We start from the raw sequence: 14,672 nt of genomic DNA, 5'->3' as shown, positions 1-14,672 counted from the left end.
GGTAGTGTGGGGTCTCCCCATGCGAGAGTAGGGAACTGCCAGGCATCAAATAAGTGGAAAGCCCTGTACTGATGTACAGGGCTTTTTGCTATTTAGAATTTGAGACGCGAAATGGCCAAAAACTGGCCAATAACTCTGATTTTGCCGCTATTAAAGAAAAGGCCATCCTCCCGGATGGCCTTTTTTGCTTTTGTTTGCATAAAAATCAGTGATTAGAACTTTGCGAGATACCAATCCCAGTTTGTGAACGAACAAACTGAGGATAGAAACGCTCTCTCTCTTTTTGCCCCTCAACAGAATTGTCGGTAATTGAGAAGAACCAGGTTCCTGCAAAGGCAACAATCATTGAGAAGAGAGCCGGATATTCGTAAGGGTAGATTGGCTTCGCGTGTCCTAAAATCTGCACCCAAATCGTTGGGCCCAGGATCATCAGTATCACGGCCGTCAGTAACCCCAGCCACCCACCTATCATCGCGCCGCGAGTCGTCAATTTAGCCCAATACATCGACAGAAGAATAATCGGGAAATTACAGCTTGCTGCGATGGAGAATGCCAGACCCACCATGAACGCAATATTCTGTTTTTCAAACAAAATCCCCAAAGCGATGGCCACGATACCGAGAACGATAACGGTAATCTTTGAGACCCTCAGCTCATCGCGCTCCGTTGCCTTACCATCTTTAATGACGCTGGCATAAAGGTCATGAGAAACCGCGGATGCACCAGCCAGTGTTAATCCGGCCACGACGGCCAGTATTGTCGCGAAAGCCACTGCCGAGATGAAACCGAGGAAGAAGCTCCCACCGACCGCATCAGCCAGATGTACCGCTGCCATATTATTACCGCCAAGCAATACGCCGCTGGCATCTTTGAATGCAGGGTTTGAACTGACCAGCACGATAGCGCCAAAACCAATAATGAACGTCAGGATATAGAAGTAACCAATGAAGCCGGTTGCGTAAAATACGCTTTTACGGGCTTCCTTGGCATCATTAACGGTAAAGAACCGCATGAGAATGTGCGGCAAGCCTGCGGTCCCAAACATCAGTGCAAGCCCCAGTGATAACGCCGATATCGGGTCGGAAACCAGTCCTCCCGGGCTCATGATTGCGATACCTTTTGAATGTACCGCGACGGCCTGTGTAAAGAGGGTATTGAAGTTAAAACCAACGGATTTCATGACCATAACAGCCATGAATGTGGCGCCTGCCAGTAACAGGATTGCCTTGATGATTTGTACCCAGGTTGTTGCCAGCATGCCGCCGAACAACACGTAAAGCACCATCAGGATCCCAACCAGGATGACTGCGACATGGTAGTTCAGGCCGAACAGTAGCTGGATAAGCTTACCGGCACCCACCATCTGTGCAATCAGATACAGTGCAACCACAACCAGCGAACCACAGGCCGAGAGCAGGCGAATTGGCTTTTGCTTCAACCGGTATGAGGCGACGTCGGCGAAGGTGTATTTACCCAAATTACGCAGACGTTCAGCAATCAGAAAAAGGATGATTGGCCAGCCGATAAGGAAACCGATGGAATAGATCAGGCCATCGTAACCGGAGGTATAAACCAGCGCGGAGATCCCAAGGAAAGATGCGGCAGACATGAAATCACCGGCAATCGCCATCCCGTTTTGCAGCCCGGTAATTCGGCCGCCAGCCGTATAATAATCCTGACGGGAACGCGTCCGTTTAGCAGCCCAGTAGGTGATATAAAGTGTCGCCCCGACAAACAAGACGAACATCACGATCGCTTCAATATTAAGAGGCTGACGTTTTACCTCGCCTGCAATTCCTTCTGCTGCAAAAGCGCTGAAAGGTAAAGCCAGAGATAACATCAGGAAAAGGAGGGAGCTACGGCGTGCGATCATGGCTTAACCTCACGGATAATATCAGCCGTCAGTTGGTCAAACTCGCTGTTGGCGCGAATGACATAGATGCCAGTGAGGATGAAAGAAATCACGATCAGCCCGACGCCAACCGGAATACCCCGCGTGATTGTGGCACCTTCATACAAGGGCGTCCCCAGCCATTGCGGATCGAACGCAATCAGCAAGATAAAAGCGACATACAGCACCAGCGTGATGCCGGACAGAAGCCAGGCAAAACGGCTGCGCTTTTGCACCAGTTCCCTGAAGCGCGGGTTACTTACAACTCTCTGATAAATGAGATCATTCATCTCAGTGACTCCTGTGAGGCATTGATAGAGTTCACCGCGCCAGGGCGGTGAAAATTATGACGGCACTTTCATTGATTGTTTTTCTTCCAACAATTTTTCGACTACGCCCGGATCCGCAAGCGTTGAGGTATCTCCCAGATTACTGGTGTCACCGGCTGCAATTTTGCGCAGAATGCGACGCATAATTTTGCCGGAACGGGTTTTGGGTAATGAATCAGTCCAGTGAAGAACGTCCGGTGTGGCGATGGACCCTATTTCTTTACGCACCCAGTTGCGTACTTCCGTATAGAGTTCCGGTGAAGGTTCCTCGCCATGATTCAAAGTGATGTAGGCATAAATAGCCTGACCTTTGATGTTATGCGGAATTCCGACAACGGCGGCTTCTGCGATTTTTGGATGTGATACCAGTGCGGATTCAATTTCAGCCGTTCCCAGACGATGGCCGGAGATATTCAGGACGTCATCCACACGGCCTGTGATCCAGTAATAGCCATCTTCGTCACGACGCGCGCCATCACCGCTGAAATACATATTTTTGAAGGTGGAGAAATAGGTCTGCTCAAAGCGATCATGATCGCCAAACAGGGTACGTGCCTGGCCCGGCCAGGAATCGGTAATGACCAGATTGCCTTCGCAAGCGCCCTCCTGCGGGATACCTTCATTATCGACCAGCGCGGGTTGCACACCGAAGAAAGGACGGGTTGCAGAACCCGCTTTTAGCTCCGTCGCGCCCGGCAACGGTGTGATCATGAAACCGCCGGTTTCAGTCTGCCACCAGGTATCGACGATCGGGCATTGGCTGTTACCAATCGTTTTGTAGTACCACTCCCAGGCTTCCGGGTTAATCGGTTCACCCACTGAACCCATGATCCGCAGCGAGGCGCGGCTGGTTCCTTCGACCGCTTTGTCCCCTTCAGCCATCAATGCACGGATGGCGGTTGGCGCCGTATAAAGAATGTTTACTTTGTGCTTATCAATGACCTGGGCCATACGCGCTGGCGTCGGGTAATTTGGCACGCCTTCAAACATCAGGCTGACCGCACCACAAGCCAGCGGGCCGTAAAGCAGATAGCTGTGGCCAGTTACCCAGCCTACGTCGGCAGTACACCAGTAGATGTCGCCGTCGTGGTAATCAAAGGTGTATTTGAAAGTCAGCGCTGCATAAACCAGATATCCGCCAGTGGTATGCAAAACGCCTTTAGGTTTACCGGTGGAGCCGGAGGTATAGAGGATAAACAGAGGATCTTCCGCTTTCATTTCTTCCGCCGGACAATCAGCCGGAACATCTTTTATTGCGTCATGCCACCAGATATCGCGGCCTTCTTTCCATTCACCCTGTTTCCCGGTGCGTTTGAAAATAATGGAGTGTGTCACGCTGGTGACTGCCGGATTTTTCAGGGCATCGTCCACATTCTGTTTAAGCGGGATGGTTCGACCTGCACGCAACCCTTCATCGGCGGTGATCACGATTTTGGCATTGGAATCAATGATGCGGCCGGAAACGGCTTCCGGTGAAAAACCGGCAAAAATGACGGAATGCACTGCGCCGATACGGGCACAGGCCAGCATTGCCACGGCGGCTTCAGGCACCATAGGCATATAGATGGCGACAACATCGCCTTTCCTGACGCCAAATCCTTTTAATACATTAGCAAACTGGCAGACATCCTGGTGAAGCTGTTTATACGTGACGTGCTTATTTTCAGCATTGGGGTCATCGCCTTCCCAAATAAGCGCGGTCTGATCGCCTTTCTCTGCTAAATGCCGGTCGAGACAGTTAGCCGCCAGATTGAGGGTGCCATCCTCAAACCAACGAATATCGATATTTCCCGGTGCAAACGAGGTATTTTTCACCTGAGTAAACGGTTTGATCCAGTCGAGGACTTTTGCCTGTTCTCCCCAAAAGGCTTCGGGGTCTTCAACAGACTGCTGATAATACTGTTGATATTTTTCAGGTGTGATCAGGGCGCGTTCTGCCACAGAGGCAGGAATAGAATGCTTATGAACTTGGCTCATGGTTTTTCTCCTTTATTTTGTTAAATATATGTCAATCAAAAGTTAAGTGTAGTTTGCGTTAGGGCTTTGTTTGCTTTCTGGGGGGCAGATCACGCAAGCGGAGAAAAAACAGCAAGATATCTGCAACAGCAGTGCGGGACAGGCCACAAAAGGCAGCGTGATGTCAGAAAGAACTGAGATATGAGCCAAAATGGAAACAGAAACTGTTCTTTCTCAATGAACACAGGGCGGTTTGAGAAGAATGAACGACTGAAAATGATCTGAAGAGAGATCCGGACGGACTTAGTTGAGGGCGTTCTTTTGATCTGAATGCAGAGTTTTCTCACTGATGTCGGCGAAAATGTATCAATAACCCTGAAAACGTAAATTTTAATTAAACGAAAAGTAAATTATTGGTTAACTAAAGCTTAACTTTTCAAATTAACAAGAATGATTTTTATTCAGGCCGGAACATTTAATGTTAATTATTTTAACTTTTAAGTTAATTTCCATTCATAAAGGTGATGTTTAAAGATTAATCTGAGATTAAAACTCTTAATATTTGCAATTGGCAAATTATTATAACGTTAAATTTAAAAAATCAGTATATTGATCTGGCAAGAGAGGGGTGCTCTCTTCGGTACAGCGAAAAATATCGCCTGTGTGCGTATTTATCACTTAATAGCTACCGTTAAATCTCAAGGACTTACTATGTTTAACGCTAAGAACAAGACACTGATTATTGCTTTATCAACTTTAATTTCCGCTTCAGCTTTTGCTGATGACGTTACAACACCTCCGACCGGCGCTGACCAGGGTTCCGGCCGTATTCATTTCACCGGTACCGTTATTAATGCGCCTTGCTCTATTGCCGCAGGCGATGAAGACATTAATGTCGATATGGGTCAGGTGGCGAATAAGGTGCTGGCAAGCGGCAATAAATATTCTCAAAACGTTAACTACACCATCCATCTGCAAGACTGCGATTTGACCGCGCAAACTGCCGGCACCGTTGAATATCCGGCGATGTCTAAAGTTGCCGTATCTTTCGCGGGTACTCCGGACAGCAGCGCCACTGAACTGCTGGCGAACACCGGCAGCGCGAAAGGTGCAGGCATCCGTCTCATCGACGCTAACGGGGATTTGCTGAAAGTTGGCGATACCTCAAAAGACATTAATCTGGTAACAGGTAATAACGAGCTGGTATTTGCTGCGCGCGTTGAAGCCAACACCCAGCCAGTGTCCACCGGTACTATCGTTTCTCAGGCGACTTACGCCCTGAACTACAAATAAAGATTGCTGTTATTAAGGGGAGTTATCTCCCCTTTATTTTCCGGGGGCATCGGGGTTCCGTGCTGGATTTATAAAAAATAAAAAGTGATTTTATTATGTTGTTTGCGATGGACAGAACATCGACAGGAATGAAAATAACAACAGGGGTTATTATTTTCTTGTCAGGATGCTTTATTTCATTCAAAAGTCTGGCGGTAGAATTTAACGTTAACTTTATTGATTCTGCCGATCGCAATAATGTAGACCTTTCACGTTTTCAGGTGGCGAATTATATCGCGCCCGGTGAATATCTGCTGGATGTCGTGCTCAATGGCCGCACGCTGGGCGATCAAAGCCTGATTAAATATATTCCTACTGAAGATAATAAAAACAGCCGTCTGTGTGTGCCGCCTTCACTGGTGGATAAATTCGATCTGACCAAAGCCGCCCAGGAGCAGCTGACACTCTGGCATCACGGCGAATGCACTTCTCTGGATCGTCAAAAAGAAATCACCGCACGTTACGATCAGGAAAAACAGACGCTGAATATCAGTATCCCGCAGGCGTGGTTGACGTTTCACGATGAAAACTGGGTTCCGCCTTCCCAGTGGGACAACGGCGTGAATGGCGTATTACTTGATTACAACCTGCTGGGCAGCAAATACATGCCCCAGCAGGGCAACAGCTCGACCAGTTTTAGCAGCTACGGTACGACCGGATTTAACCTGGGTGCGTGGCGTGCCCGCGCTGATTATCAGTATTCCGCCGCCAGGACGTCAGGATCGCCTGCCAGCGATAAATTCACCTGGACGCAAACTTATCTGTTCCGTGCATTGCCTTCCATCGGCGCGCGTCTGACCGGCGGGCAGACCTATTTCAGCTCAGATATTTTCGATTCCTTCCGCTTTATCGGCGTTTCCGTCAACAGTGATCAGAGGATGTTACCGCCTTCGCTGCGTGGTTATGCGCCTCAGGTAACGGGTATCGCCAAAACCAACGCCAAAGTCAGTATCAGCCAGAACGGCCGGGTAATTTATCAGACCAACGTTTCTCCCGGGCCGTTTGTCGTGCAGGACCTGACGGAAGCCGTGCAGGGTGCGCTGGACGTTAAAATTGAAGAAGAAAACGGCAGCGTAACGACATATCAGGTTACCACGGCGACGATCCCGTTTCTGACCCGCAAAGGTCAGGTGCGGTTCAAGACGGCCATGGGGAAACCGACCACCGGCAGCAGCAATCACGTTTTGCAGCCGGGTTTTTACAGCGGAGAAATGTCGTGGGGCGCGCTTAATGATTTCTCAGTCTATGGCGGGCTGATTGCCACCACCGGGAACTATCAGGCTCAGGCACTCGGCGTCGGGCAGAATTTGCAAAAGCTGGGCGCGGTGTCTTTCGATGTCACGCGTTCTTCCGCTACGGTTCCTGTGGCGGGTAAGCAAACGGGTTTCAGCTATCGCGCCAACTATTCCAAACGTTTCGATTCCACCGGAAGCCAGATCACTTTTGCCGGTTATCGTTTCTCGGAAAAAACCTTCATGTCGTTCAACCAGTATCTCGACAAGGTGAACGGCGACGGGTATTCCCGCGACGATAAACAAACTTATACGGTAACCGCCAACCAGTTTCTGCCGTGGCCGGCGATCACGTTGTATCTCTCGGCGACACATAAGGTGTACTGGAACGAAAATCCCAGCAATAACTACAGCGTTTCCGTCAGCAAGATATTTGATATCGGGCGGTTCACCGGGATTTCCGGAACGTTGTCGGCCAGCAAGCTGAGATACCGCGATACCGATGAAAACCAGATGTTCCTGTCATTCAGTTTGCCGTTGTCTTCCGGGCAGCAGATCAGCTATGACGCTCAACAGGATTCCCAGGGTGGATTTTCGCAAACCGCCTCTTATTACAACAGCCAGGATCCGAACAACAGCTGGCGCGTAGGAGCCGGCGGAAGCAGCCCTGACCTGCAAAAAGGCGACGGCGTTTTCCGTGCTAACTACCAGCACATGTCTCCCTACGGTCAGTTAGGCGTGAACGGCAGCGTAAAAAATAACGATTACCGCTCGGTAAACGCCAATTGGTACGGCTCTTTTACGGCCACCGCAGCCGGAGCCGCATTGCACCAGAGCAGCTCTGGCAGCGAGCCGCGCATGATGGTGTCGGCCGGAGTGAAGGGTATTCCGATCAGCGAAGGCGCGTCGGTAACGAATGATTACGGCATCGCCGTCGTGAACGGCGTCTCCAGCTATCAGACTTCTGATATCCGCGTTGACGTCAATCATCTGCCTGATGATGTAGAAGTTTACAGCTCGGTTGTCAGCAAAACCCTGACAGAAGGAGCAATAGGTTTCCGCAAAATCCGCGCGATTAAAGGCGAGCGCCTGATGGCCGTCATTCGTCTCGCTGACGGCAGCTATCCGCCATTGGGGTCGTCGGTGACGGATAACAGTTCCGGATTTGAAGCCGGTCTGATTGGTGATGGCGGTCTGGCGTATCTGGCGGGCGTCTCCGGCGAGAAATCGCTGACGGTACGCTGGGGCGACGATCAGAAATGCCGGATACAGGTACCTTCGCAGCCCGTGACCCGTTCCGGCCAGGTGCTATTACCGTGTAGCTGAAAATTAACAAAGTGAATCAGGAAAGGAAGAGTCCGATGAAGAAGCAGATTTTACACACAGGCATGGCGTTACTGATGATGGCCAGCGTGGCTTGTCCGGCCATTGCAGCCATTAACCTTGACCGGACGCGTATCATTTTTAATGCCAATGACAAATCGGTCAGCGTCATGCTGGAGAACCAGAGCAAGGACTTGCCTTATCTGGCGCAGGTCTGGCTGGAGAATGCGCAGGGCGAAAAAATTACATCTCCGCTGGTGGCGCTGCCGCCAATGCAGCGGATTGATGCGGGCCAGAAAAGCCAGATCCGCGTACTTCAGTTACCGGAAACTGCCGCACTGCCGAAAGATCGCGAATCGTTATTTTATTTCAATGTGCGTGAAGTACCGCCAAAAAGCGAAATGGCCAACGTGATGCAGGTTGCGATTCAGAGCCGTGTGAAGCTTTTCTTCCGGCCCACCGAACTGCGCAAATTGCTGAAAGGGAACTGGCAGGAACAGCTTCAGGTCAGCCGCCTTTCGGACGGGTTGAAACTGACCAACCCGACACCGTTCTATATCACCGTCGGCTATCTGGGTAAGGATAATAAAGGCAACGTGCCGGGGTTTGACAGCGTGATGCTGGCCCCGTTTGCGACAGATTCCCTGACCGGCGGGCAGTATGTCAGCAACCGGTACAGCCTGGGATATATGGACGACTACGGGGGTTTACAGGTGAACGAGTACCAGTGTCAGACGCCTAAGTGTCAGCTCATCAGCAAAGAAGGCAAACGCTAAGCTGTGTGTACGCCAGTATTTGAACCTGTTCATCTCCTCGATAAGGGATTGTTATGCCTGATATTTACCGGTTATTCGCTGGCAGGATGATATTGATTATTTTATTGCTCTGTTTTTCCCGCAACGCGCTGGCGTTAGATTGCGTGGAAAAAGGAACGGGGATCGTCGATAAACCTGCGATCCCGGTCGGGCAGCTGGCGATACCGTCGAATGTGCCGGTTGGCACCAAAATCTGGGAATCCAATGACATTAACGTCACCGCATATTGCGATAATGTTCTGGGTTCAATCATTGATGTGGTTCATTTCTACTTCAACCCTAAATCCCAGTCGATTGGTGAGGGCTTACTGCTGGGCGTGAGCTATAACGGGCAGGATCTCGAGCAGAATGAACAACGTCTCAGCACTAACAGTACGCCCATCAAAAAAGGCCAGAACGTTACGGTAAACGTCACTTTCCGCCTGTATATCAAGGTCAGCGGGAACGCGCCTTCCAGCGGCCATTATCAGGGGGCTGATCAGTTCACGGTATTCCAGCTTGATGGCAGCCAGGGCATCAACAAATCGCCGGGCGCTAAAAACCTGAAATATAACCTCTCCGGCTTACAGGGGATTCGTTTCCTGGCCTGTGGCTCCGATTTGAAGGTCTATCCGGAATCTCAGATTGTAGATTTCGGCCCGATCCAGAGCACCATTTTGTCCCGTTCTTCCGGTATTTCTCTGCCGTTTGCCATTAAAGCCGTTAAGCAGGGATGCCTGGATAATTTCTCCCTGCAGGCCGAGTTTTCCACGGCCAGTCCGTTGCTCGATAATACGGCCATAGATTTGTCGAATGGTGCCAAATTAATGCTCTACAACGAAAAAGAACAGGCAATTACGTTCAATCGTTATGATGATTTTGCAGAACTCAATAACGTGAATGAAGTGACGAAAAACTTCACGGCGAAAGTGAGTGCGATCCCAGGGAGAGCACTTTCTCTCGGGCAATTTGATGCGTCAGTGATCGTCAAGATTAACTACTACTGACCGCGTCTGAAAGAGAGGGAGAACGACATGCTAAGAACGGCTAAACTACGGGCTCAGGCGCTTGAAGAACCGGTATATTCTACCCAGGCTCCGGAACTCATTGCTGAGACAGAAATTCATGCGTTGTTGCAAACCTTACGCGAAGATGCCGGATTAAATAAAACTGAGCTGGCCCGACGCCTGGGGATCACACCTCCGGCCATCACTCGCCTGGAAAAGCGTCCGGCACAGGCCAGTTTCAGTACGCTGGCCCGTTACGCTCAAGCCTGCGGATTTCAACTCTATCTGTATTATAAATAGACAAAAGCAGTGACGACCGGGTCTCACAGACTCTTACTGAAGATGCACAGCGTAAACGGTGACTGATTGTTTTCGATGAGCAGGGCGTTATCGTCGAACTTCTTTAAGACCAGCGTATCTGTGTGGCCCGTCAGAAAAAAACTGTTCATCAGTAAAAGTGAGGAAATACGCCAGTCAAAATCATCCACGCTATCGATATTGATCTGACTGCTGGTCATCGAGTAGGTATCCGTGGCCTTACTTTCATGGATATAATCATAATAGATATTGCGCAGCAGCGTTTTTTTCTCAATGACGACATTTTCATTGTTATACAAATATCCTGTCCCGCTCAGAGAAATCAAAATTTTATTCTTGCTTAGAAAACTAAAGTACAGCGATGCTACCATCCTGGCTTTTTGATTATCATATTGTGCTTCTATGATCATGTTTCCCCGGCAAGGGATGTTAACCGGAAATGCCTCTTTGTCTTTTCTTAAAAAAATCTCGCAAAAAACAATGATCAGTAAAACAATAATGGGCAATAAGAATAAAAGAAGGATCTTCTTTACTGAAGGTAAGCTTTTATTATAATTTGTCATTCGTGGTCCTGTCATTTGTATAATAACTTATGCAAATGTTCATCTTATGATTATCATCGGTATTACATTGCGTCATGAAATCGCGCACAGAACCCGTATTTATCGGGAGGGAAAATCGCTCACTTTGAAATATGAATATTTGACCGGGCTTGCAGGAAATATTGTTTTTTCGCAGGAAAATTTCGGCCAGACGCGCGAATTCCTCCTTTCGTGACGGAGTGACGGGCGCGGTTGAATACAGTTCGCAGACACCTATTCTCGCAATCTGCAAATGCGCCATCGGGTCACTCAGATTACGGTGAAGGATGAAAATCCCCCAGGCCGTGATCACTGTTGTGACTAAAATACTCATAAAAACAGAGTGTTTTGTTTCCCATCGGTGGTGCTCCGGTGTCACGGTTTCGGGCTGAACTGGCTCAGTCACCACCTCTGTGGAAGGCTGTTCTTCAGCGATGGGAAGAATGATTTCCGGTATTTCGATAACACTTCTGGACTCTTCCGTATTTTCTTTGGGAGATGCGATTTGCTCAAAATTCACCGCAATGGCGATCTCTTTCCTGATGTAAAAACCAACTTTGGGAACGGTGACAATGAATTCATCGGAATAACCCAGCATAGAAATCACTTTACGTAATTTGCTGATGCAGTGATTGAGGTTATTATTACTGGCAGTCAGTCCATAGTCATCCCATACTTTTTTAAAAAATGTTTCACGAGGAACAACAATGCCATGTTGCTCAATCAGCAATAATAAAATTCTCCGCGCAGGATTGGATACAGCGACCTTACTCTCAGCGTCGCTCAGCAAAGAAAGTGAGTTATCCTCTGGATTGAATACTATTTCATTTTCAATCAGATAAATCATTTGCATCCTCAGTCTCCCTGTTAAACATATCCTGTCTTACATTTGCATTCAGATAATTAGTACAGTGCTACCCTATCAGAATTTTACCCTGATATACCGTCGTTAAGGGGCAGTCAGTATAAACCGTACTATTTAAAAGTCAGATTGTTGTCAGAAATATTTACATGCTGGCAATGTATGGCCTTAACGGAGGGAGAAGAAAAAGGAAGGCTTGAGCCGGAAAGATATAAATCACGTACGGAATTTTAGTAGTACGTGATTTATAAGGTCATCAGGTCAGGTACTGGCCGGCAATGTGAATCTGCTGCCGGTCAAAGTCGACAGCGATATCTACACCCAGCGGCAGGGTGAGCATCGGGTGAGTATGGCAACAGTCAAAGCCGTCGACTAACGGGATATCCTGGCCGTTAAGGATTTCCAGCAATACATCTGCGGGCTGTCTGCCGGCTCCGGCGTCATCGAATAATTCGTGCTTCCCGAGCACTATCGCACTGATGCGGTCGAAAACGCCATTGAGCTTAAGCATGGAGAATGAACGTTCGACGGTGGCGATATCTTTCAGGCTGTCTTCGATAAATAAAATGTCGCCCTGACGGATTTCGGGCATATAAGGACTTCCCCAGATCCCCGAAAGGGTATTCAGATTGCCGCCGATGACGCGCCCTTCAATACGCCCTTTGCCCAGAAAACGGCAGGTATTGGCATACAAATGCTTAGCCCGAACCGGAGCAATATCATCCCAGTTAAGCTTTTCATCCGTCCAGTGTGAGGGAAAAGAATAACGATATGGCGCGTCATGACGGTTCATCAAAACGTCAGCAAAAGACGCATAAGTCTCATCAACCAGCGGGGGAAATTCGCCGAAAGAGGCAACGAGCGCAGGGCCGTAAAAAGTAATCAGTCCGGTCTGTGCGTAAATACCTGCCAGCAGCGCGGTGGTATCTGAATAACCAATAATGATTTTCGGGTCAGCGACCAGTGCGTCGTAATCGAGGTAAGGCAGCAGGGAGTTAGTGTTATTGCCCCCGATGGTGGACATCACACAGCGCACCTGCGGATCACGAAACAGCTGGTTTAATTCTTCAGCCCGCCGGGCAACGGATCCTGAACGGTAATGGTCTGACTCGCCGGTCAGCAACCCCGGTTTGAGCACAAAACCTTTTTCCCGCAAGTAGTCTTTCCCGCGCGCAAAGCGGTTTGGTGCCGTGGTGGTAACCGGTGAAGAGGCGGAGAAGAAACCAATAGTGTCACCGGTTTTCAATGCTGGCGGGAAAAGCGGAGTTCCGGACGAAGGCATTTCTATATCCTATAAATTTGCTCAATGTTCAACCTGCAATGTATCAGCTCAGTTGCAGGTTGAACATGACAAATCAAAGGATTAATGCTGCGTAATGACGTCTTCTGACGGGCTTTTTTTACCAAAAAGTTCATTCACTTTATTCTGGCGTACCAGTATCGCCATTGCGACCACGCCGACGATCGCCAGACCGCTCGACAGGATAAAAGCAGACTGATAACCGCCGCCGTACTGGATTAAAAAGCCGGTGATGCTGGGAGATAAAATCCCGGCCAGATTAGCCAGCAGATGCACAAATCCCCCCGCGGTTCCGATGCGATGCGCCGGCACGATATCCTGCAATAGCGACCAGCATGCCTGCGGGGTCATATACGCGAAGATACTGGCGACAGTGATCAGGGCGACGGCACCGGCCGTATTGCGGGTGTAAGCGGTCATCAGCACGCAACCTGCGGCGATGATCAGGCCGGTGAAAATGACGGCTTTGCGTGAAAAAAGGAAGTTGCCGGTCCGGCGGTATAGCATGTCCGCCACAATGCCGCCGCCAATGAAACCTGCGGTTGCGCCAAGCCACGGGAGAATGCCGATAATGCTCATGCTCCTGATATCCAGATGCTGGAAATCCGTGAGGTAGCTCGGCAGCCATGACAGGAAAAAATACTGAATATAGTTGAAGCAGAAAAACGCGGCGGCCACGCCTAATACCGGTTTGGAAAAAACGTAATACCACAGGGTATGCACATCTTTTTCTTTCATCCCTGAAGTGACCGGTGTCGCCGGACGGTCGCTGGCAATCAGCGTTCTCTCGGCCTCTGAAACGCGCGGATGCTGTTCCGGTTTATCGCGGAAAAGAATCATCCAGGCTGCCAGCCACACGAAGCCCAGCGCGGCAATCACCACAAAGGCAATACGCCAGCCGAAGTGCAATCCGACCAGCCCGACAATCGGTGCAGCAATTGCTGCGCCCAGCGGTTGCCCGGCGTTGGTAAACCCGACCGCACGCCCGACTTCTTTACGCGGGAACCAGTTGGAGATGGATTTGTTAGTGGTGGTGCCCATCGGCCCTTCACCGATACCAAACATTACCCGCACGACCAGCAAATGCCCGAAACCTGTCACCAGCGCCGTAGCACCGCAGAATACCGACCAGAAAGCTGCCGCCAGCCCGAACACTTTGCGTGGCCCGAATCTGTCAGCGCTCCAGCCCCCGATGAAACAAAACAGGCAGTAACCGATGAAGAAGGCGCTGAACAGAATCCCCATCTGCGCATCGTCAATGTGCAAATCGCCTTTGATCAGCGGTGCCATGACCGAAAGCGCGGCGCGATCGAGATAATTCAGCATGCCCGCAAAGAACAGCAGCAGGGCGATAATGACGCGGTAATTGGATTTATGCATGAGCCGCCTCCGTCATCAGGGAAAGAGTTTGTGAGCTGACGAGATATTTCTGAATGACGGCGGGAGAAGGCTCAAAACCCAGACCCGGCGCATCAGGTAAAACCATATGTGGCGTGAAGTCCAGCTGCGGATAAAGTTGTTCCTGCCACTGAATGAAAGGCACCTCCAGACTGACACTTTCATCAAGCAAGGCCACCAGTTGCGCGGTCGCTATCAGGCCGGCGCCATAATAGAAGCAGTGCGGAACAACCCGGACAGAATATTGTTTTGCTAACGCGAAGACTTTCAACATGGCGGTGATACCGCCAACTTTGCTGACGCTCGGCTGTGCGATGTCAATCGCGCCGCGTTCGAAATGCTCGACAAA

The 14,672-nt window shown here is 49.7% G+C and carries 13 protein-coding genes; 5 read left to right on the top strand and 8 right to left on the bottom strand.

Going from position 1 to position 14,672, the window contains the following annotated elements; genetic code table 11:
* Positions 1-205: 205 nt before the first annotated feature.
* The 3 genes from actP to acs are packed head-to-tail and all read right to left on the bottom strand — an operon-like array spanning position 206 to position 4,197.
* Complete coding sequence (gene actP / locus J8X26_RS24810) at positions 206-1,873, bottom strand: cation/acetate symporter ActP (RefSeq protein ID WP_165058782.1); 1,668 nt, start codon at positions 1,871-1,873, stop codon at positions 206-208.
* Positions 1,870-2,181 (bottom strand): DUF485 domain-containing protein, encoded by a 312-nt coding sequence (locus J8X26_RS24805; protein WP_101078242.1) that lies wholly within the window; start codon positions 2,179-2,181, stop codon positions 1,870-1,872. The genes actP and J8X26_RS24805 overlap by 4 nt, the downstream gene beginning before the upstream one ends.
* 54 nt (positions 2,182-2,235) lie before the next feature.
* Positions 2,236-4,197 (bottom strand): acetate--CoA ligase, encoded by a 1,962-nt coding sequence (acs, locus tag J8X26_RS24800; RefSeq protein ID WP_208952273.1) that lies wholly within the window; start codon positions 4,195-4,197, stop codon positions 2,236-2,238.
* A 690-nt stretch (positions 4,198-4,887) separates the two neighbouring features.
* Between acs and J8X26_RS24795 the strand changes: the two genes are divergently transcribed.
* The 5 genes from J8X26_RS24795 (at position 4,888) to J8X26_RS24775 (ending at position 10,164) form a co-directional block, all read left to right on the top strand.
* A complete protein-coding gene (locus J8X26_RS24795) occupies positions 4,888-5,469 on the top strand; it encodes a fimbrial protein (RefSeq protein WP_152325359.1) in 582 nt (193 codons plus the stop codon).
* A 95-nt stretch (positions 5,470-5,564) separates the two neighbouring features.
* Positions 5,565-8,066: a fimbria/pilus outer membrane usher protein gene (locus tag J8X26_RS24790; RefSeq protein WP_208952272.1), complete on the top strand. Its 2,502-nt coding sequence runs from the start codon at positions 5,565-5,567 to the stop codon at positions 8,064-8,066.
* 35 nt (positions 8,067-8,101) lie between these two features.
* Positions 8,102-8,839 (top strand): molecular chaperone, encoded by a 738-nt coding sequence (locus tag J8X26_RS24785; RefSeq protein WP_208952271.1) that lies wholly within the window; start codon positions 8,102-8,104, stop codon positions 8,837-8,839.
* Between the two features lie 53 nt (positions 8,840-8,892).
* Entirely contained in the window at positions 8,893-9,864 is a 972-nt protein-coding gene (locus J8X26_RS24780; RefSeq protein WP_208952270.1) for a fimbrial protein, read from the top strand.
* A gap of 27 nt (positions 9,865-9,891) precedes the next feature.
* Positions 9,892-10,164 (top strand): helix-turn-helix domain-containing protein, encoded by a 273-nt coding sequence (locus J8X26_RS24775; RefSeq protein ID WP_152325356.1) that lies wholly within the window; start codon positions 9,892-9,894, stop codon positions 10,162-10,164.
* Positions 10,165-10,187: 23 nt separating this feature from the next.
* On the opposite strand, the gene J8X26_RS24770 is transcribed toward J8X26_RS24775, so the two are convergent.
* The 5 genes from J8X26_RS24770 to J8X26_RS24750 all read right to left on the bottom strand — a co-directional run.
* Positions 10,188-10,745, bottom strand: a complete 558-nt coding sequence (locus tag J8X26_RS24770) for a FidL-like protein (protein ID WP_165058792.1) — start codon at positions 10,743-10,745, stop codon at positions 10,188-10,190.
* The gene (locus tag J8X26_RS24765; protein WP_152325354.1) at positions 10,732-11,616 is read right to left on the bottom strand and encodes a winged helix-turn-helix domain-containing protein; all 885 of its coding nucleotides are present in this window, start codon (positions 11,614-11,616) and stop codon (positions 10,732-10,734) included. Before J8X26_RS24765 ends, J8X26_RS24770 begins: the two co-directional genes overlap by 14 nt.
* Before the next feature lie 265 nt (positions 11,617-11,881).
* The gene (locus J8X26_RS24760; protein WP_208952269.1) at positions 11,882-12,907 is read right to left on the bottom strand and encodes a S66 peptidase family protein; all 1,026 of its coding nucleotides are present in this window, start codon (positions 12,905-12,907) and stop codon (positions 11,882-11,884) included.
* An 81-nt stretch (positions 12,908-12,988) separates the two neighbouring features.
* Entirely contained in the window at positions 12,989-14,305 is a 1,317-nt protein-coding gene (locus J8X26_RS24755; protein ID WP_208952268.1) for an MFS transporter, read from the bottom strand.
* A partial coding sequence (locus tag J8X26_RS24750) for an enolase C-terminal domain-like protein (protein ID WP_280118845.1) occupies positions 14,298-14,672 on the bottom strand: 375 nt, incomplete at its 5' end. The genes J8X26_RS24755 and J8X26_RS24750, both read right to left, overlap by 8 nt.

Source organism: Rahnella sp. ChDrAdgB13 (assembly GCF_017655185.1).
Taxonomy (GTDB): Bacteria; Pseudomonadota; Gammaproteobacteria; order Enterobacterales; family Enterobacteriaceae; genus Rahnella; species Rahnella contaminans.
The sequence above is the reverse complement of the archived record's forward strand: the minus strand, read 5'-3'. Positions and strand labels throughout refer to the sequence as shown.